The sequence below is a fragment of the Bradyrhizobium sp. CCBAU 51753 genome (genome assembly GCF_015291565.1).
Classification (GTDB): domain Bacteria; phylum Pseudomonadota; class Alphaproteobacteria; order Rhizobiales; family Xanthobacteraceae; genus Bradyrhizobium; species Bradyrhizobium ivorense.
On record NZ_CP030037.1, the window covers coordinates 4,836,692 to 4,855,776 of the forward strand.

The following is a 19,085-nucleotide window of genomic DNA, read 5'->3' on the forward strand; positions in this document are numbered from 1 at the left end:
TGTTGAAGCGACTGAGATGCTCTGCAGGCGCGGTTCGATTCCGGACCCGTTAGGCTCGACTATGATGTGCGGCAATACTACGCAAACCAACGCCTACTCCTCCACTCTGCTGAGGCAGAGCAGGAGCGATTGCAATTCAATTCACTGAAAACACGAACGCCCATCCAAATTCGCATGGGCATCCGGCCAAAGAAACATCTGCCGTTGCAATATGCACTTTGCCTACCGTGAAATGACTACGACCGCCGTAACCCCTGCCTGCTGCGTGCTTCGGTTCGCACACCGCGCACCCTGAAAATGCTTGTCGCTTAAATTTTCTCGTTACGTATCTTCAATCCCCGAGCCTCCCCGTGACGGGTTCAGCCGGGCAAGGATCCCTTAACCTAGAAGGATCCCTTAACCTAGTTCGCGTGCAGATTGCAGCAAATTTGTGCGATCGTCTACATGAACGAGATTTGCGTTTGCTTAACCATTAACGTCGCTAGACCACGGACTTAGCCGTGGTTTCCACTGCACATTCTCCGGAATTTTACGGTGGTTTCAGCGGGAACCTGAAGATGCCGCGAGACTTTGGCGTCGAAATAATTCAGTAGGGTTGACAGGACACCCCTTCCGCCAACTAGCCCCTTCAACCCTGCGAATTGCCCCCTTGCCGTGACGCAAGATGCAGGCGCCTGTCGTGGATCAGGTTTTCCAGGCGATGGGCGGCGACGTTCACCGCCGTGACGTGGCGCTCGGCATTCTCGTCGGCAGCATCCCCATTCCGCTGGATGCGAAGCACGCGGTCGATCTCGCGCTCGATCTCGTCCAGTTCGGCGGCCTGCTCGCTCATCCGGATCCGAGGCCCGAGCGCATAGAGCTCGTCGAGCGCTTCCTGCCGGGTCTTGAGCTCGACCGGCCGGACGAACTTCCACGCCGCCGCAAGGATCGAGGCCAGCGCACCGGCGATCATCGGCGCGAGGAAGATCGCATTGCCCCACTTGTCGAGAAAACTTTCCCGCGTGCCGTCGTAGAACGCGGCCGCTCCCGGATGCACCGGCAGGTAGGCGTCTGCGGCGGTGTCGGGTGCCGTGATCTGTCCCAGCATGGGCAATTCCGCAAGCAGATCCCGGCGAGCTTTCATGACCGACTCGGCCAAGTCGCCGATCAGGTCGGCGCCGAGCTTCTTCTGGGCCACGAGATAGAACGACGTCCTGAGCGTGGTCAGATCGTCAGAGGGAATTGGCGGCGCGCCGCGCACGGTGCCCTTCGGCACATCGAAGCTTTCGTAGGCGCTCTCCTTCTCGGCGATCGCGCCGGCAGACTCCACCGCGATCATCACGGGGCCGGTTTTCGCACCATGCGCAAACAGCCCGCGCAACAGCGCCAGGTATTTCTCAGTGAGCGGAATCACGACCAGGATCGCGCGGACTTCCTTGGCCTCGAGCGCGCGCCGCGCATCGGCCGGAGCGATGTCCTTGAACGTCACGCCGGCCCGCGCGAGGTCGTATTCGTCGGTCAAGACCTTGATGAGCTTCTGGTTGGCCTCGCCGCCGATGACGCCGATCGTGGCACGCTTGAGCTCGCTGACGTCGGATATCGAGGCTCCCGGCGAGGCGACCAAGAGAGCTACGGCATGCGCCAGCACCATGACGGCCTGTGCCTGCGAGAGATCGCCGACGTCGCCGCGCACCACCGCCAGATCGACCTTTCCGGCCGCAAACTCTTTCGCGGATTCCAGCGGACCTATGGTGTGAACGATGTTGAGCCGCACCGGCGCGCCTGACTGGCCAAGCTTGCCGGCAATCGCGGACACGAGCTTGGTCGCCTCGCCGTCGAGCGAGCCGACCGCAACCGTCAGCGTCGTCGGCATTGTGTACCAGCGATATGCGATCAGGCTGGCGCCGCCGACCAGCAGCGCCACCCCGGCGACCAAGGTGATCCGCAACCATGCCGGTAATCTGATCGCATCCATGACCGTTCACCGACCAGCCTTGGCTCGGCCGGTCATCGCCTCTCGAACCAGCCCAGGGTCCGGCACTGCGGATCGCGTACCGCGGGATCTTGCAGCGATAATACGTGGTCTCCATTCCCTCAACAATGCGCTCCTCTCCCCAGGCGCGGTGGAGGCGGTGCTAACGGCGACCGAGCAGTGATTGCCGATAGCCGCTGTCGCGTGCTTCGTTCCTGCATACGAAATTGCCATCCAGCCCCATGGCGTAGCGCTTCTGCCATTTGAGATAGTAGCGCCCGTTCCGGAAATTGAGCCACACCACGGTATCGTCCGGGCAATGGCGCTGCGCCTGGGCTTCGTATCGAAAAGGCGTGAGCGGCAACGCGGCCGCGTCTTGTGTCAGACAGAATTGGAGGATCACGACCGCGAATGCGAGAATCTGTAGCCTGAACACAAGCGACCCTCGTCAGTCCCAGAGGCGATGACGTCATTATCGGTGCGCAGCGTCGCCTTGACCAGTGCAATCTGTGTCGCAGGACGCCGGCGTTGCGGGCGGCTCCCGCCGGATCACTGGCCAGCACAGCGATCAGCGGATAACATGACTGTGGCGACTGACCGTCCTGACCGACCTTGGGAGGAGAAATGCAATGAAACGGACCCCGCGTCTTTTGCTGGCCGTCTCGCTACTCGGGCTAAGTGCCGTGGCATCATCGGGATCAGCGCTGGCTGATGGCTACGGAGCGCCGTTCGCCCCGCGATTCCCCTGGGGATTCGGATACGGGTCTCCGCCGACCTATGACGGCTACCTGTTCTCCAAAGGCTACCCTGTTTACACGGGCCACGATGTGACTGCGATCGCCGTCGATCTGGTCAACGCGCGCTTCCGGCATCGGCGCGTTGTCGGGCCCGGGGTGATCTACAGCCAGCCAAGTCCGTACTGGTGGTGATTCCGGATTGGGGACTGCAGCGCGGCCCAAACGTTTCGGATGCGTGACGTGATCGCGGACTACGCCGGCAACAGACCCGCCGCGCGATAGCCGTCGATCAGTGCGTCGTAGAGCGAGATATCCGCGCGGCTTCGTGCAACCAGCTGCGCGCCGGCGATCGCCGCAAAAATGGCGCGGGCGCGCTGCTGGCTTTCCTCGGGCCTGCCCGCGCCGGCTGCGGACAGCACCCGGCTCAGCCACGCCACGTTGACGTCGGCAAAGATCTGGACCTCCCGCTTCACCGCGTCAGGCAGATCATCATATTCGGCAGCCATGAAGCTGCAGAGGCACATCCGATTGTCGTTCGCAAGCGCCTTGCGAAACGTCTCGGGATATTGCCGCAGGCAACGCGCCGGGTCCGGCGTTGCTGCCGACAATGCCTCCAGAGCTGCCGCGGTATCCTCCCAATAGCGCCGCGCCACCGCCGCGGCGAGATCGGCCTTGCTTGGGAAGTGATGGTAGATGCTTGCGGCCTTGATCCCCACCTCGTCCGCCAGGTCGCGAAAGCTCAAGCCGCCATAACCGCGCGCCTGCGCAATTCCCTTGGCGGCGGCCAAAATGGCTTCCCTGGAGCTTGCACCCATTTCATTGCCTCGTTTGCTTCAGAGCCAAACCTACCAACTGTTAGATAGTGATTGACTGGGCAATGATAATCCGTTAATTCCATACCTACCAAGTGTTAGGTAGAGAGAGAACCGCAATGCGAATTCATGATTGGCCGACCGGCCCCTATCCGGCACGGGCCCGGATCGCCCTGACCGAGAAGAACCTGGACTCGCGCGTCGAGTTCGTGCGCGTCGATCTGCGCAAGGGCGAGCACAAGCGGGACGACTTCCTTGCCAAAAACTACTCAGGCACGCTGCCGGTGCTCGAGCTCGACGACGGGACGTTCATTGCCGAGTGCACGGCGATTACCGAGTACCTCGACGCGCTCGATGGCGCTCCGACGCTGACCGGCACGACGCCGCGCGAGAAGGGCATCATCCACATGATGAGCAAGCGCGCCGAACTGGAGCTGCTCGACGCGATCAGTGTCTACTTCCACCACGCCACGCCGGGGCTTGGGCCCGATGTCGAGCTTTACCAGAACGCCGAATGGGGGCTGCGTCAGCGCGACAAGGCGCTAAGGGGCATGCGCTATTTCGATGCGGTCTTGAAAGGACAACCGTTCGTCGCCGGCGCGGCGTTCTCGATGGCCGACATCACGGTCATCGGCGGGTTGATCTTTGCAGCGCTGGTGAACCTGCCGGTGCCCGCGGAATGCGAGGCGCTGCTCGCCTGGTACGGACGCATGCGAGAACGTCCAAGCGTAGCGAGGCAGCTGGCGATCCCTGCGCCAACCCGCGCGTCGGTCTGACATCGCCGGCCGCAGCCACGGCCGTCAGCGCATGCAAGCAGCGCTGATGGCGGTCCCCCCGACTTCGTCGGTCAACCGAACGTTAACCGTCGCTACCGCAGCATTCGGCGAGTGGAGGTTCGACCGATGCAGACATTCCGGATTTCGCTGAGCGATGGAACGCGGAAATTCCACACGGTGATTCAGGCGCCGGATTCCGCGTCCGCGCACATCAAGGCCACCTATTTCTTCGATACCTCGAAGTGGCGGATCCTCAGTGTGTCACTGACCGGAGCCAGCGCAGTCGCGGCATAGCCGCGGACGTCACGCCATCCGGTCCAGTTCGGCCGCAGCAAGTCTTGCGATCGTCAGATCGATCTCGGCCAGCGGATCGGCATCGCCGAGATACCAGGCCGCCGACAATCCGGTCCAGGCGAGGATCCACGACAGCAACCGCCGGCGGTCCATCACCGCAGCTTCCACGACGATATCGACGCGGCGCGCAAAGCGGCCGGGTACGGTTGCGACCGGACGTGTCGGGTCCGCAAGATCCGGATTGGTGAAGATATTGGCGAAGTCGAAGCCGCGCTCTCCGACGAGATGCTTTGGATCGATCGCGAGCCAGCCGCGCGCACCGAAGTCGAGCACATTGTCGTGGTGCAAATCGCCATGCAGCACCACCACCTCGCGCTGATCGCCAAGCAGCGCCTCCGCGGCTGCAACCGACCGACGCATGATGGCGCCATGCGTCCGCGCCGCCGGCCACAGCTCGCGAAACCAGTCGGTGAGTTGCGTCAGGTCCGGCCGCGGCTTTGCTCTGACGGCGTGCAGGCGGGCCGCCGTCGCACAGAGGATCTTGCAGGCCTCATCGTCCCGTCCGGTTCGGGCCATCTCGCTGAGGGAGGTGGGTCCGGTGGCGCGCTCCAGCAGCAGCGCGTCGCCCTCGCGGGCCAGCACGCGCGCCGCGCCATCGCCGTCCCACCACTCCATCACGATGCCGCCGAGGCGCTCGTCGCGTTCGGTCGACAGTTTGAGCATCGCAGGCTCGCCGTGCCGCCGCACCGGCAACAGCCGCGCGGCGTGCGTCACGATCGGGTTGCCGTCGGGAATGAGGCTCCACGCTGACAGATAGGGCTCGAACATTTCGGAGACGGAGTTTTGGGAGTTTGGCGGACCGGGGCTGAGCCCGTCGTTGTAGTCACTGCCTGCGGGAGCTGCCACCCGTGGCGCCTGCGGCGCTTCGTGGCAGCAAGTTTCGAGCGGGTTCCGCGCCGCCCTGCCCATGTTGGCTGATGACAGCCCCCACCCACCTTGCGTTACAATGTCGCGCCGCTGGCATGGGAGGTGTGGCGATGCCGCGAAAAGGAATTACCGGACACGATGATTGGGTGGTTACCGAGGCCCTGGCCACGGCGCTGGTCGCCCTTGAGCAGTTGCCGTCAAAACATCAGCCGCGTGCGCATATGGAGGACGTCCGGAAAATCCTGACGTCCAGATGCGAATCCGGCGCTGTCACCCTGCATCTTGCGCAGGCCAAGTGCCGGTTGTTTCCCGACACCAATCCCCTGATCATCTACGAGGAATACGGCCTCAAGGACGGATTGGGATAGCAACCAGCGGCACGCTGCTCAGGCCGCCGGTCGATATGATGGGGGACGATCAGTACTTCGCCACCACGGGACCGCCGAACTTGTAATTCAGGCGAACGAGGCCGATGTCGACATCCTGATCGATTCGCCTGTCGCCGGCGGCCAGACCAGCCGGCGTGGTCAAGCCAACGGTACGGTGCCCCATGAACAGATGGTCGTATTCGATGCCGATCGACCAGTTCTGGGCAAAGCCGACTTCGAGGCCGGCACCGACAACGCCGCCCCAACGTGTCTCATCGGCGGAAGCCACCAGCGCGCCTGCCCCCGGAAACCCGGGAGCTACGTAGACATCGTAGCGGTCGTCGACGACGGCACCGCCGCCCTTCACGTAGAACAGCACGTTGTTCCAGGCGTAGCCGATCTGTCCGGTCAACAGGCCGAAGGCGTCGATGCGGCTGCGGTTGCGGTCCGCGGCAAATAGAGTGCTGATGTTGTCGCCGGAGAAGTCGGCCCAGTTGCCCTGCCCCTCGATGCCGAACACCCAGTTGGCGGCTTGCCAGCGGTAGCCGACCTGGCCACCGACCGTTGCTCCGGTGGAGTCGTGGCAGCCCTCGGGAACGAGAATGCCCCTGCCGGGCGAGACAAAGTCCCAGCACTTGTGGGTCGAGCCGCCGCCGCCGTTGATGCCGATGTAGAAACCGGTCCAGTCGTAGACCGCAGCAACCATCGGCGGAGCCTTGGTGTAAGGCCGCGCGGCCAGATCGGCCGCCTTGGCAGAAACCGATGCTCCGAGCGCAAGCGCCATGATGGTGCCAACCGCAATCTTCCGCATTCCAAAATCTCCCGCCCCAAAAAATTGCTTGAATCACTGGCGTGAGAATATCGGCAGAATGCACCTCAAGGCTGTAGCGCGCTTGCCACAGTCTTTGCCCCATCTCGGGCGCTGCCCAAGGGCTCGCCGCTACTCGTGGCTGATGCGCCAGATCGTGCCGTTGCCGTCTTCCGAGACCAGCAGTGCGCCGTCATTTGCCACGGTCACGCCGACCGGACGGCCCCAGACCTCATTGTCGCCAATGACAAAGCCGGTCACAAAATCCTCATACTCGCCGGTCGGCACGCCGTCCTTCAGCCTGATACGGACCACCTTGTAGCCGGTCCGCCGGGACCTGTTCCACGAGCCGTGCTCGGCGGCAAAGGCGTCGCCGCGATATTCGGGCGGAAAATTGCTCCCGGTGTAGAAGGTGATGCCGAGCGAGGCGGAGTGCGCCTGCAGGAGGACGTCGGGGATGGTCACCTTGTCCTTCAGATCGGGGCGCGTGCCGACATGGGCGGGGTCCTCGTTGCCGCCGATATAGAACCACGGCCAGCCGTAGAATGCGCCTTCGCGGATCCGCGTCACATAGTCGGGCACGAGATTGTCGCCGCGGCTGTCACGCTCATTGGTCGAGCACCACGGCGTGCCGCTTCCCGGCTGGATCGCGAGCCCGACGCAATTGCGGATGCCGGTGGCAAACAGTTTTTGGTTCTTGCCGTCGGGATCGAACGCGAGCACGGCGGCACGGTCGGTTTCCGCGCCCCAGGCCGCTCCGAGCGGGCGTTGGGTGCTCCAGCCTTCGGGCGCCCTGCCGAGCCCCTCGCCCGCATTGCCGACAGAGCCGACCGACACCAGCATCCGCTTGCCGTCCGGCGTGAACACGATGTCACGGGTGGAATGGCCGAAGTAGCTGTGCGGCAGGCTGGCGACGGTCTCCGGCTTTCCCGACGCCTTGAGGTCGCCGCTACGGTAGGCGAAGCGGACCACGCTGTCGGTGTTGGCGACATAGAGCCATTGCGGATTGTCGCCATTCGGGAAGAAGGCGATGCCGAATGGCCGGCTCAGTCCCGTCGCGTAGGTCTCGTTGGTCGCGGGCTTGCTGGCGCCGGCGGCGCTGCGCAGGACACGGATTCGCCCCTGCGAGGTTTCGACGACGAAGATATCGCCATTGGGCGCGGTCCGGATGATCCGCGGCCCGCTCAGCCCGCTGGCAAACAGCTCGATCTTGAACCCCGCCGGCACCTGCGGCACGACCGATGCCGGGCGCGTCATCACGCGGGGCGCGTTGCTGCTGGAGGGGGTCGCGCCGGGCTTCGGCAGGTCCTGCGGCGTGATCAGTCTGATCGTGCCGGGCTTGTCGCGCTGCCAGTCGCCGAAGGCGTCCGCGCCCTTCAGCACCGGCTCGGCGCCCGATCCCGTGACGGTCATCGCAGCCAGCACGACGGCAGCCAGGCTCACGCCGACAAGGTTCATTCCGGGCATGTTGCTCCCCGCGCGATGGCCGCGTCCGTCCTTACCTCAATAGCGCAGATCGGCCATCGTCTCCGTTCACAATGTCGTCTGCCTGAGCGGCCTTCTCAATGTCCTTTGGGAGGCGCTGACAGATCGATCGGCTTGATGATCAATGCGAGCGGGATCATCGCAAGGCCGATCAGCCCAAGCAACCAGAACACATCGATATAGGCGAGCAGATCGACCTGCTGCTGCAGGGTCTGCCCGACCCAGGCGACCGCCTGGGACGCGGCGTCGGAGGCGTTGGAGCCCTGGGCCTGGAAGAAGCGCGTCATGGCATCGATGGTTTGCTGATACCCGATGTCGGAGGGCGCTGCGTGCTCGATCAGCCGGTTCTGGTGGAATTGCTGGCGCTGCGCCAGCGCGGTCTGAGCAAGCGCAACGCCCATCGATCCGCCGACGTTGCGCGCGACGTTGATCAGCGCCGATGCCTGGTTGGTCTTGTCCGGCGGCACGCCGTCGTAGGACGCGGTCGTCACCGGCAGGAACAGGAACGGAAGTCCGGCGGACAGGAAAATTCGCGCCAGCGCGGCGTAGCCATAGGTGATGTCGCCGGTCAGCCCGGTCAGATGCCACATCGAATAGGCGACGATGACCCCGCCGAGCGCGATGAGGTATTTTGGCTGCACGCGGCTGACGAGATTGCCGACCACCGGCATCAGGATCAACGTGACGATGCCGCCGGGCGACAGCGCGAGCCCGGCAAGCAGTGCGGTATAGTTCAGCTCGGTCTGCAACAGTTGCGGCAACAGCTGCGTCGATGAGATCAGGACAGCGCCGGTGCACAGCATCACCAGGAAGCAGGAGCCGAACTGGCGGCGTCCGAGCAGGCGAAGGTCGACGATCGGATCCTTGCGCGTCAACTCCCAGGGGACCAGCGCGATCAGGCAGAACGCAGCGGCCAGCGCAAAGCCGACGATCATGCTGGAGCCGAACCAGTCCTTGCGCTGTCCTTCGTCGAGCACGAATTCGAGCGAGCCGAGTCCGATCGCGACCAGCACAAAGCCGATATAGTCGACGCGCAGGCCTTTGCTGAGCAACGCCTTCCGCTCCTCTTCGGCACCCGACGGCTCCTTCACCAGCGTGCCGACCAGGAACAGTGAGATGAGGCCCATCGGCACGTTGATCAGGAAGATCCAGTGCCAGGTGTAGGTGTCGGTGATCCAGCCGCCCAGTGTTGGCCCGATCACGGGCGCAACCACGACGGCGACGCCGTAGATCGCAAAGGCCTGGCCGCGTTTCCCCGGCGGAAAGGAGTCGGCCAGGATCGCCTGCTCGCTCGTTGCCATCCCGCCGCCGCCGAGTCCCTGGAGGATCCGGAACAGCACCAGCGCCTCCAGGCTCCAGGCAAATCCGCAGAGCAGCGAGGCGAACGCGAAGGTGGCGACGCAGATCATGTAGAAGCGCTTGCGGCCGATCACGGTGGACAGCCAGCCCGAGATCGACAGCACGATGGCGTTGGCCACCAGATAGCTGGTGATGATGTAGGTGCTCTCGTCGATGCCGACGGCGAGCCCGCCGGCGATGTGGCGCAAGGCGACATTGGCGATCGTGGTGTCGAGCACCTCCATGAAGGTCGCGATCGAGACGACGAAGGCGATCAGATAGGGATTGTGCCCGCCCGCAGCCGAGCGCTCCGGCGACCAGGAGGCGCCGCCGCCGTCCACGGCATCGCTCATCGCACCCGCGTCCAGGGCACGACCGACATGCCCGGCCCGACCGGCACGTCGCTCGGCCAGTTGTCGACCACGATCTTGACCGGAACGCGCTGCACGACCTTGACGAAATTGCCGGTGGCATTCTCCGCCGGCAACAGGCTGAACGCGGTGCCGGAGCCTGGCTGAACCGAGGCGACACGGCCGGTCAGCTTGCGCTCCGGATAGGCGTCAATCCTGATCTCGACGGGCTGGCCCGGACGCATGTCCGTCAGCTGGGTTTCCTTGTAGTTGGCGGTGATCCAGACCTCGTCCGGCACGAACATCATGACGCTCTGGGCGGGCGCAACGTAGGTGCCGACCGCACCGCTCAGCTTGACGACGCGCCCGGACTGCGCGGCAACGATGTCGGTGTATTGCAGGTTCAGCCTGGCCTGATCGAGCTGCGCCTTCGCCTGCTCGAGCGAGGCCTGGCTGCTCTTGCGCTGCGCCTCCAGCGTCTTGACGCCGAGCTCGGCCGCGGTCACTGCCGTCTTCGCGCGGCTGGTATTGGCCTGCTGGGCATCGAGGTCGGAACGCGTCTGCTGCTGCCGCTGCACCGTGCCGGCGCCCTTCTCGACCAGATTCTGCGCACGAGACGCCTCCTCCTCGGCGAACTTCAACTGTGCCTCGGCCTGCTGCTCCTGCGCGCGGGCCTGCTTGATCTGCTCCTGCTGGCTGTCGAGCTGCGCCTCGACATTGGCGATGTTAGCTTGGGCGACCGCGACCTGCGCGCCGGCCTGCTCGACCGCGATCCTGTAGTCGCGCTCATCGATCCGCGCCAGCAGATCGCCGGCATTGACGTGCTGGTTGTCGGTGACGGGGACGTCGACGACATAGCCGCCGACCTTCGAGGCGACCGCAAAGCTGCGCGCGGCGACGAAGGCGTCGTCGGTCGATTCATAGTGGCGGATGTTGAGCCAGTAGGCGCCGCCGCCAATCAGCGCGGCCAGCAGCAGGACAGCGCCCGCCGCGGCAAGCATCCAGTGCTGGCGCAGACGTGCACGCGGCGACGGCTTCTTGTCGGCCTCCTGCGTATCTTGCACCGTCGATGACTTGTCCGGCGCGGATTTCTGCTCAGGGGTGCGCTCGGGCTGCCGCGGCTTTTCCACGGACGGCCCGCGGTCTCTGGTTTGGGCATCCAAGGTTGCACCTCAAGTTCAGGGAACAACGGCGATCGACCTCGCGGTTAACCGAAAGGTCCAACGCTTAGTTCCTGCGCAATGAGGTTGCTACACAGCCCTGGAACTCAACACCGGCTGACGCTCGGGCGTCGCCAGATCCCGATAAGTCGCGCTCTCGGTGATGCCGGCCTTGAGCGGAACGGTCAGGCGGCAGACCAGGCCTTCGCTCCGCCAATCGAAATCGGCGCGCCCACCGAGCTGGGTCTCGATGCTGGCGATCACGCTTCGCGTGCCGAAACCCTTTTGCGTCGGTTTGGTCACGCTGGGCCCACCGGTTTCCACCCAGGCCAGGATCAGCGCGTCGTCCTGTACCGCCCAGGTGATCGCGAGCCGGCCCGACAGCACCGACAGGCTGCCGTACTTCGCCGAATTGGTGACGAGCTCGTGCAGCGCCAGCGCCAGCGTCTGTGCGGTCGCGGGCTGCAGCTGCACCTCGGCACCTTCGATCTGGATCTGCCCGGCCTCGGAATAGGGCGCGATCTCCTCCGTGACCAGCCGCCGGATCTCGGCGCCCTGCCAGCTCGACAGCGACAGCACCGTGTGGACCCGCGCCAGCGCCGTGATGCGGCCCTCGACCGCGCGCACATAGGCATTGACGTTCTGCGCGCGCGTCAGCCGCACGATCGATTGCGCCAGCGCGAGCGCGTTCTTGGCGCGATGATCAACCTCACGGGTCAACAGGCTCTGGCGCTCCTCGGCCTTCTTGCGATCGGTGATGTCGACGGTGACGCCGCTGACCCGCACCACCCGGCCATGGCGGTCGCTGGTCGCGGCGGCCGTGCCGACGCACCAGCGCACCTCCCCGTTGGGCCGCATGACGCGGAATTCGGCCTCATAGGACGTCTCGCCCTTGCCGAAGCCGGCCCAGGCGCGCTTGAGATCCTCGACATCGTCAGGATGAAACAGCCCCTGGATATTTTCGGAGGTGAGTTCGAAGGATTTTGGATCGACCCCGAATATCTTGTACTGGCCCTCGTCCCACATCCAGTCGCCGTTGACCCAATCCCAGTCCCACGATCCCATCTTGCCCGCGGCAATCGCCATGCTGCGGCGCTGCTCGCTCTCCACCAGGCGGGTAGTCGACTGCTCGAGCTCGGCGGTGCGTGCGCGCACGCGGTCCTCGAGCTCGGCATTGAGGCGTTCAAGCTGCCGGGTCTTGCGATAGAGCTCGGCGAACACCCGGATCTTTGCCCGCAGCACCTCAGGCACGACGGGCACCGGCACGTAGTCGACTGCGCCCATCTCGTAGCCGCGCAGCCGGTCGATATCGCTGACCTGGATCGCCGAGATGAAGATCATCGCGGTCTTCTGGAAGCGCGGATGCTCGCGGATCATCGCCGCAAGCTCGAAGCCGTCGAGCTCGGGCATGCAGACGTCGACCAGGATGACGGCGACCTCGTTCTTGAGCAGGAATTCGAGCGCCTCCCGGCCCGACGACACCGCGACGAGGTTCTCGCCGAGCTCCTTCAGGATGACCTCGTAAGCCAGCAGCTTCGCCGGTTGGTCGTCGACCAGAAGGATGTTTATTTTTTCATTGTCCATCATTGTCGATCGCCGATCAGCGGTGCAGCCACATGCGGATCGCGAGCAGCAGTTGCTCGGTGTTGACGGGTTTGGCCAGATAGTCGGACGCGCCCGCTTCAAGGCATTTCTCGCGGTCGCCCTTCATCGCCTTTGCGGTCAGCGCAATGATCGGCAGCCGCGCGAAGGCGGGATTTTGCCTGATCGCACCGATGGTCTGGTAGCCGTCCATCTGCGGCATCATGATATCCATCAGCACGATCGCGATCTTCGGATTGGACTGCACGAGCGAAATTGCCTCATGCCCGGTCGTCGCGGTCAGCACCCTCATACCGCGGCGCTCCAGCACGCTCGAGAGCGCGAAGATGTTGCGGGCGTCGTCGTCGACCAGAAGCGCGGTCTTGCCAATGAGATCCTCATCGGAACTATTGAGCTTCTCCAGCATCTTCTGTTTTGCGACGGGCAATTCCGTGATCACACGGTGCAGGAACAGTGACGTTTCATCGAGCAGCCGTTCCGGCGATTCCACGCCCTTGACCACGATGCTGCGCGCCATCGTGTGCAGTTCCGCATCTTCTTCGGCCGACAGTTCCCGCCCCGTAAACACCACAACGGGAATATTGGAGAGCACGTCGTCCTTGCGGATCTGATCGAGCACCTCGAAACCGCTCATGTCGGGCAGCCGAAGATCGAGCACAACGCAGTCGCACGGATTCTCGCGCAGCGTCGACAATGCGCCCGCCCCGGTATCGCTGGTCACGATCTCGATGTCCTCGTGTCCGAGCAGTTCGGTGATGCTGAGCTGTTCCGCCGCATTGTCCTCGACGATCAACAGCCGCTTGCGGCGCGGCTTGGCGTATTCCTTGATCTGCGACAGCGCCGCGCTGACGCCTTCGGTCGTGGTCGGCTTGTTAACGAAGGAGAAAGCGCCGCGGGCCAGCGCATGCTGGCGGTCCTCGTCGAGCGTGATGATCTGAACCGGAATGTGACGGGTCAGCGGATTGTGCTTGAGCTGGCTCAGCACGCTCCAGCCGAGCATGTCGGGCAGGAACACGTCGAGCGACACCGCGGCCGGCTGGAATTGCTTGGCAAGATCCAGCGCCTCGGCGCCGCGGGTGGCGACCAGGACTTTGAAACCCTTGTCGCGCGCCAGGTCGATCAGGACCCGCGCGTAGTGCGGGTCGTCCTCGACGATCAACAGGATGGTGTCGCCGGGCGCCAGATTGAGCCGGTCGTCGGTCAGCTGCTCGATCGCCCGCTCCTGCGCGGCGGAGGCCTGCAGTGACGGCGCCGGGGTGTGCGGCATCTGCACCGGCTGAATGTGCTGTCGCAGCGCGAGCGACGGTCCGGCATATTTCAGCGGCAGATAGAGCGTGAAGGTCGAGCCCTTGCCGGTGGCGCTGCGCAGATGGATCTCGCCGCCGAGCAGGCTTGCGAGCTCGCGGCTGATCGCAAGGCCGAGGCCGGTGCCGCCGTATTTGCGGCTGGTGCCGGCGTCGGCCTGCTGGAACGCCTCGAAGATCAGCTTCTGCTTGTCCTGGGGAATGCCGATGCCGGTATCCGACACTTCGAACGCCACCACCGCCGGCGCGGTGTTGAGGATCGGATGCTCGACGCTCCAGCCGCCGACGGCGGCCGAGACGGTCAGGCTGACGCCGCCTTCGGCGGTGAACTTGAAGGCGTTCGAGAGCAGGTTCTTGAGTACCTGCTGCAGCCGCTTGCTATCGGTCACCATGCTGCGGGCGAGATTGGCGTCGACGTCGATGCTGAACGACAGATGCCGGTTCTCCGCCTCGTGCCGGAACGGCCGGCCGACGGTTTCCAGCAGGCTCGACGTCAGGATCTCCTCGGCATCGACGGTCACGGTGCCGGACTCGATCTTGGAGAGATCGAGGATGTCGCTGATCAGGTTCAACAGATCGGTGCCGGCACCGTGGATGGTGCGGGCGAATTCGACCTGCTTGCCGGTCAGATTGCCGTCGGGGTTTTCGGTCAGCTGCTGGCCGAGGATCAGGATCGAGTTCAGCGGCGTGCGCAGCTCGTGCGACATGTTGGCCAAGAACTCCGACTTGTACTTCGAGGTCAACGCGAGCTCGGTCGCCTTTTCCTCCAGCGCGCGCCGCGCCTGCTCGATCTCCTGGTTCTTGCGCTCGACGTCGACGTTGCGCTCGGCAAGCTGCTGGGCCTTCTGCTCGAGCTGATCGTTGGTCTGCTGCAGCTCCTTCTGCTGGGTCTGCAGCTCGCCGGCGAGCTGCTGCGACTGCTTCAGCAGCGCCTCGGTCTGCATCGTCGCCTCGATGCTGTTGAGCACGATGCCGATGCTGTCGGTGAGCTGTTCGAGGAAGGTGATCTGCGAGGTCGTGAACGACGAGATCGAGGACAGCTCGATCACCGCCTTGACCTGGTTCTCGAACAGCACCGGGAACACGACGAGGTTCTTCGGCATGATCCGCATCAGCGCCGAATTGACCGGCACCGCGTCGCCCGGAATGTCGGACACCAGGCGCTGGCGCTTGTCGAGCGCGCACTGGCCGATCAGCCCCTCGCCGAACTGGACAATCTGCGGGTGCGGATTGCTGCTGTCGCTGGCGTAGGCCGACAGCAGACGCAGCTGCGCGTTCTCGGGATTATCGACCTGGTAGATCACGCCCATATGGGCGTTGATCAGCGGCGCCAGCTCGGTCAGCAACAGGCGGCCGACGGTCGCGAGGTCGCGCTGGCCCTGCAGCATGTTGGTGAAACGCGCGAGGTTGGTCTTCAGCCAGTCCTGCTCGGTATTGCGCTCCGTGGTGAGACGGAGGTTGCCGATCATGGTGTTGATGTTGTCCTTCAGCTCCGCCACCTCGCCGCGGACGTCGACCTGGATCGAGCGGGTCAGGTCGCCCTTGGTCACGGCGGTCGCGACCTCGGCGATCGCGCGCACCTGCGAGGTCAGGTTGGCCGCGAGCAGATTGACGTTGCCGGTGAGATCCTTCCAGGTGCCGGCCGCACCAGGCACGGCGGCCTGACCGCCGAGCCGGCCCTCGACGCCGACCTCGCGCGCAACGCCCGTGACCTGCTCGGCGAAGGTCGCGAGCGTCTCGGTCATGTTGTTGATGGTGTCGGCGAGCGCCGCCACCTCGCCCTTCGACTTCACCGTCAGGTTCTGCTTGAGGTCGCCGTCGGCGACCGCGGTCACCACCTTGACGATGCCGCGCACCTGCTCGGTCAGGTTCGCCGCCATGACGTTGACGGTGTCGGTCAGGTCCTTCCAGGTGCCAGCGACGCCGCGCACTTCGGCCTGGCCGCCGAGCTTGCCTTCGGTGCCGACCTCGCGCGCGACGCGCGTCACCTCGCCGGCGAAGGCGTTGAGCTGGTCCACCATGGTGTTGATGGTGTTCTTCAGCTCGAGGATTTCGCCCTTCACGTCGACCGTGATCTTGCGCGACAGGTCGCCGCGCGCCACGGCGGTCGTCACCTCGGCGATGTTGCGGACCTGGGTGGTCAGGTTGGCGGCCAAGAGGTTGACGTTGTCGGTGAGGTCTTTCCAGGTGCCGCCGACGCCGGGCACCACGGCCTGGCCGCCGAGCCGTCCCTCGGTGCCGACTTCGCGCGCAACGCGCGTCACTTCGGCCGCGAACGAGCGCAGCTGTTCGACCATGGTGTTCAGGGTGTCCTTGAGCAGCAATATCTCGCCGCGCACGTCCACCGTGATCTTCTTCGACAGGTCGCCACCGGCGATCGCGCTCGCGACCTCGGCGATGTTGCGGACCTGCGCGGTCAGGTTCGAGGCCATGAAGTTGACGTTGTCGGTGAGGTCCTTCCAGGTGCCGGCGACGCCGGGCACCTCGGCCTGGCCGCCGAGCTTGCCTTCGGTGCCGACCTCGCGGGCGACGCGCGTCACCTCGCCGGCAAAACCGTTGAGCTGGTCCACCATGGTGTTGATGGTGTTCTTCAGTTCGAGGATTTCGCCCTTCACGTCGACGGTGATCTTGCGCGACAGGTCTCCGCGCGCCACGGCGGTCGTCACCTCGGCGATGTTGCGGACCTGCGCCGTGAGATTGCCGGCCATCGAATTGACGTTGTCAGTGAGGTCCTTCCAGGTGCCGGCGACGCCGGGCACGTTGGCCTGGCCGCCAAGGCTGCCGTCGGTGCCGACCTCGCGCGCCACGCGCGTCACCTCGCCCGCGAAGCGGTTGAGCTGGTCGACCATGGTGTTCAGCGTTTGCTTCAGCTGAAGGATCTCGCCGCGGACGTCGACCGTGATCTTGCGCGACAGGTCGCCGCCGGCGATCGCGGTCGCCACCTCGGCGATGTTGCGGACCTGTGCCGTCAAATTGCCGGCCATCGAGTTGACGCTGTCGGTCAAATCCTTCCAGGTGCCGGCGACGCCGGGCACCTCGGCCTGGCCGCCCAGCTTGCCGTCGGTACCGACCTCGCGCGCCACGCGCGTCACCTCGCCGGCGAAGGCGTTGAGCTGGTCGACCATCGTGTTCAGCGTTTCCTTCAGCTGAAGGATTTCGCCCGACACGTTCACGGTGATTTTCTTCGACAGGTCGCCCTTCGCCACCGCGGTCGCGACCTCGGCGATGTTGCGGACCTGCGCGGTCAGGTTCGAGGCCATCGAGTTGACGCTGTCGGTCAGATCCTTCCAGGTGCCGGCGACGCCGCGCACTTCGGCCTGGCCGCCGAGCTTGCCCTCGGTGCCGACCTCGCGCGCCACGCGCGTCACCTCGCCGGCGAAGGCGTTGAGCTGGTCGACCATCGTGTTGATGGTGTCCTTCAGCTCGAGAATTTCGCCGCGCACGTCGACCGTGATCTTCTTCGACAGGTCGCCGCCGGCGACCGCCGTGGTCACCGCGGCGATGTTGCGGACCTGCGCGGTCAGGTTCGACGCCATGAAGTTGACGTTGTCGGTCAGGTCCTTCCAGGTGCCGGCGACGCCGAGCACGTTGGCCTGGCCGCCGAGCTTGCCCTCGGTGCCGACCTCCCGCGCCACGCGCGTCACTTCCGAGGCGAACGCGTTGAGCTGGTCCACCATGGTGTTGAGCGTTTCCTTCAACTGAAGGATCTCGCCCGACACGTTCACCGTGATCTTCTTCGACAGGTCGCCGCCGGCGATCGCGGTGGCGACGTCGGCGATGTTGCGGACCTGCGCGGTCAGGTTCGACGCCATGAAGTTGACGTTGTCGGTCAGGTCCTTCCAGGTGCCGGCGACGCCGGGCACCTTGGCCTGGCCGCCGAGCTTGCCTTCGGTGCCGACCTCGCGCGCCACGCGCGTCACTTCCGACGCAAACGCATTGAGCTGGTCCACCATGGTGTTGATGGTGTCCTTCAGCTCGAGAATTTCGCCTGACACGTCGACCGTGATCTTGCGCGACAGGTCGCCGCGCGCCACCGCCGTGGTGACGTTGGCGATGTTGCGGACCTGGGCGGTCAGGTTGCCGCACATCGCATTCACCGAGTCCGTCAAATCCTTCCAGGTGCCGGCGACACCCGGCACGATCGCCTGGCCGCCGAGCTTGCCGTCGGTGCCGACCTCGCGCGCCACGCGGGTCACTTCGGAGGCGAACGAACGCAGCTGATCGACCATCGTGTTGATGGCCTCCTTCAGCTGCAGGATCTCGCCGCGGACGTCGACCGTGATCTTCTTCGACAGGTCGCCGTTGGCGACTGCGATCGTCACCTCGGCGATGTTGCGGACCTGGCCGGTCAGATTGTTGGCCATCGAGTTGACGCTCTCGGTCAGGTCCTTCCAGACGCCGGTCACCTCCGGCACCTGGGCCTGGCCGCCGAGCTTGCCCTCGGTGCCGACTTCGCGCGCCACGCGCGTCACTTCCGAGGTGAACACCGAAAGCTGCTTGATCATCGTGTTGACGATGTTCGCCGACTGCAGGAATTCGCCGCGCAGCGGCCTGCCCTCGACGTCGAGCTTCACGGTCTGCAGCAGGTCGCCCTGCGCCACCGCGGCGACGGCGCGGGTCACCTCGCGGGTCGGCCACAGCAGGTCGTCGATCAGCGTGTTGACCGAACTCTCCATGTCGGCCCAGGCGCCGCTGGCGAGTCCGAAATTGACGCGCTGACGGGTCTGTCCCTCGCGGCCGACCACCTCGCCGACCCGCGCCAGCTGCTGCGCCATCCGCTCATTGGCGGCGGCGATCTCGTTGAAGGCGTCGGCGATCTTGCCGTCGATCCCGAGATAATCGCCGCGCATCCGCGCCGAGAAATCGCCGGCCCGCATCGCCTGCAGCGACTGCAGCAGATCATGGGAGGGATCGAGGCTTCCGTTGGATGACTGGGCGCGGCGTGATTCAGTGCGGGGGCGCGGCGACGAACCGAGATCGGTCATTGAATTTCCCCTACGTGCTGGCCTTGAATCCTAGAACTCGGAATCCACGGACTCGGACTCCAAGGACTCGGATAAGCCAGCAAAACCATAAGAATGAGTGCCGGTGATCCATTCAAGCATGAAAACGCGACAAACGCGATTTGTGACGCAAACCGAGCATGTTAATTGCCATTGGAACCGAAGGTTCC

14 protein-coding genes are annotated in these 19,085 nt (G+C 64.7%); 4 read left to right on the forward strand and 10 right to left on the reverse strand.

Going from position 1 to position 19,085, the window contains the following annotated elements:
* Window positions 1–628: 628 nt before the first annotated feature.
* Together XH93_RS21835 and XH93_RS21840 are read right to left on the reverse strand one after the other, a co-directional pair.
* Entirely contained in the window at window positions 629–1,954 is a 1,326-nt protein-coding gene (locus XH93_RS21835) for a TAXI family TRAP transporter solute-binding subunit (RefSeq protein ID WP_194469104.1), read from the reverse strand.
* 160 nt (window positions 1,955–2,114) lie between these two features.
* Window positions 2,115–2,372, reverse strand: coding sequence for a hypothetical protein (locus tag XH93_RS21840; protein WP_371815120.1), 258 nt, complete (start codon window positions 2,370–2,372; stop codon window positions 2,115–2,117).
* Between the two features lie 208 nt (window positions 2,373–2,580).
* Here XH93_RS21840 and XH93_RS21845 point away from each other — a divergent pair, with 208 nt between their 5' ends.
* Window positions 2,581–2,880, forward strand: coding sequence for a hypothetical protein (locus tag XH93_RS21845; protein WP_194469105.1), 300 nt, complete (start codon window positions 2,581–2,583; stop codon window positions 2,878–2,880).
* Window positions 2,881–2,939: 59 nt separating this feature from the next.
* Here XH93_RS21845 and XH93_RS21850 read toward each other — a convergent pair whose 3' ends face one another.
* The gene (locus tag XH93_RS21850) at window positions 2,940–3,503 is read right to left on the reverse strand and encodes a TetR/AcrR family transcriptional regulator (RefSeq protein ID WP_194469106.1); all 564 of its coding nucleotides are present in this window, start codon (window positions 3,501–3,503) and stop codon (window positions 2,940–2,942) included.
* Window positions 3,504–3,619: 116 nt separating this feature from the next.
* Between XH93_RS21850 and XH93_RS21855 the strand changes: the two genes are divergently transcribed.
* Together XH93_RS21855 and XH93_RS21860 are read left to right on the forward strand one after the other, a co-directional pair.
* The gene (locus tag XH93_RS21855; protein WP_194469107.1) at window positions 3,620–4,276 is read left to right on the forward strand and encodes a glutathione S-transferase; all 657 of its coding nucleotides are present in this window, start codon (window positions 3,620–3,622) and stop codon (window positions 4,274–4,276) included.
* A 126-nt stretch (window positions 4,277–4,402) separates the two neighbouring features.
* Entirely contained in the window at window positions 4,403–4,570 is a 168-nt protein-coding gene (locus XH93_RS21860; protein ID WP_172626923.1) for a hypothetical protein, read from the forward strand.
* Window positions 4,571–4,579: 9 nt separating this feature from the next.
* Here XH93_RS21860 and XH93_RS21865 read toward each other — a convergent pair whose 3' ends face one another.
* Entirely contained in the window at window positions 4,580–5,398 is an 819-nt protein-coding gene (locus tag XH93_RS21865) for an aminoglycoside phosphotransferase family protein (protein WP_194475280.1), read from the reverse strand.
* Between the two features lie 209 nt (window positions 5,399–5,607).
* Here XH93_RS21865 and XH93_RS21870 point away from each other — a divergent pair, with 209 nt between their 5' ends.
* Window positions 5,608–5,865 carry a hypothetical protein gene (locus XH93_RS21870; RefSeq protein WP_172626922.1) on the forward strand — a complete coding sequence of 86 codons (258 nt, stop codon included), beginning with the start codon at window positions 5,608–5,610 and terminating at the stop codon, window positions 5,863–5,865.
* A gap of 49 nt (window positions 5,866–5,914) precedes the next feature.
* On the opposite strand, the gene XH93_RS21875 is transcribed toward XH93_RS21870, so the two are convergent.
* The 6 genes from XH93_RS21875 to XH93_RS21900 form a co-directional block, all read right to left on the reverse strand.
* Entirely contained in the window at window positions 5,915–6,676 is a 762-nt protein-coding gene (locus XH93_RS21875) for an outer membrane protein (protein WP_194469108.1), read from the reverse strand.
* 129 nt (window positions 6,677–6,805) lie between these two features.
* A complete protein-coding gene (locus tag XH93_RS21880; protein ID WP_246799726.1) occupies window positions 6,806–8,131 on the reverse strand; it encodes a sorbosone dehydrogenase family protein in 1,326 nt (441 codons plus the stop codon).
* A 104-nt stretch (window positions 8,132–8,235) separates the two neighbouring features.
* Window positions 8,236–9,849 (reverse strand): DHA2 family efflux MFS transporter permease subunit, encoded by a 1,614-nt coding sequence (locus XH93_RS21885; RefSeq protein WP_194469110.1) that lies wholly within the window; start codon window positions 9,847–9,849, stop codon window positions 8,236–8,238.
* On the reverse strand, window positions 9,846–11,009 hold the full coding sequence (locus XH93_RS21890; protein ID WP_194469111.1) for an HlyD family secretion protein: 1,164 nt from the start codon (window positions 11,007–11,009) through the stop codon (window positions 9,846–9,848). Before XH93_RS21890 ends, XH93_RS21885 begins: the two co-directional genes overlap by 4 nt.
* A gap of 87 nt (window positions 11,010–11,096) precedes the next feature.
* Entirely contained in the window at window positions 11,097–12,590 is a 1,494-nt protein-coding gene (locus XH93_RS21895; protein WP_194475282.1) for a sensor histidine kinase, read from the reverse strand.
* A gap of 16 nt (window positions 12,591–12,606) precedes the next feature.
* Window positions 12,607–18,897 carry a HAMP domain-containing protein gene (locus tag XH93_RS21900; protein WP_194469112.1) on the reverse strand — a complete coding sequence of 2,097 codons (6,291 nt, stop codon included), beginning with the start codon at window positions 18,895–18,897 and terminating at the stop codon, window positions 12,607–12,609.
* Window positions 18,898–19,085: the final 188 nt, after the last annotated feature.

What these genes read in the sequence shown, in the direction of transcription:
- XH93_RS21895 (WP_194475282.1), bottom strand. Translation starts at nt 12,590, where the DNA reads ATGGACAATGAAAAAATAAACATCCTTCTGGTCGACGACCAACCGGCG.
- XH93_RS21845 (WP_194469105.1), top strand. Translation starts at nt 2,581, where the DNA reads ATGAAACGGACCCCGCGTCTTTTGCTGGCCGTCTCGCTACTCGGGCTA.
- XH93_RS21885 (WP_194469110.1), bottom strand. Translation starts at nt 9,849, where the DNA reads ATGAGCGATGCCGTGGACGGCGGCGGCGCCTCCTGGTCGCCGGAGCGC.
- XH93_RS21855 (WP_194469107.1), top strand. Translation starts at nt 3,620, where the DNA reads ATGCGAATTCATGATTGGCCGACCGGCCCCTATCCGGCACGGGCCCGG.
- XH93_RS21865 (WP_194475280.1), bottom strand. Translation starts at nt 5,398, where the DNA reads ATGTTCGAGCCCTATCTGTCAGCGTGGAGCCTCATTCCCGACGGCAAC.
- XH93_RS21835 (WP_194469104.1), bottom strand. Translation starts at nt 1,954, where the DNA reads ATGGATGCGATCAGATTACCGGCATGGTTGCGGATCACCTTGGTCGCC.
- XH93_RS21870 (WP_172626922.1), top strand. Translation starts at nt 5,608, where the DNA reads ATGCCGCGAAAAGGAATTACCGGACACGATGATTGGGTGGTTACCGAG.
- XH93_RS21875 (WP_194469108.1), bottom strand. Translation starts at nt 6,676, where the DNA reads ATGCGGAAGATTGCGGTTGGCACCATCATGGCGCTTGCGCTCGGAGCA.
- XH93_RS21880 (WP_246799726.1), bottom strand. Translation starts at nt 8,131, where the DNA reads ATGAACCTTGTCGGCGTGAGCCTGGCTGCCGTCGTGCTGGCTGCGATG.
- XH93_RS21860 (WP_172626923.1), top strand. Translation starts at nt 4,403, where the DNA reads ATGCAGACATTCCGGATTTCGCTGAGCGATGGAACGCGGAAATTCCAC.
- XH93_RS21850 (WP_194469106.1), bottom strand. Translation starts at nt 3,503, where the DNA reads ATGGGTGCAAGCTCCAGGGAAGCCATTTTGGCCGCCGCCAAGGGAATT.
- XH93_RS21900 (WP_194469112.1), bottom strand. Translation starts at nt 18,897, where the DNA reads ATGACCGATCTCGGTTCGTCGCCGCGCCCCCGCACTGAATCACGCCGC.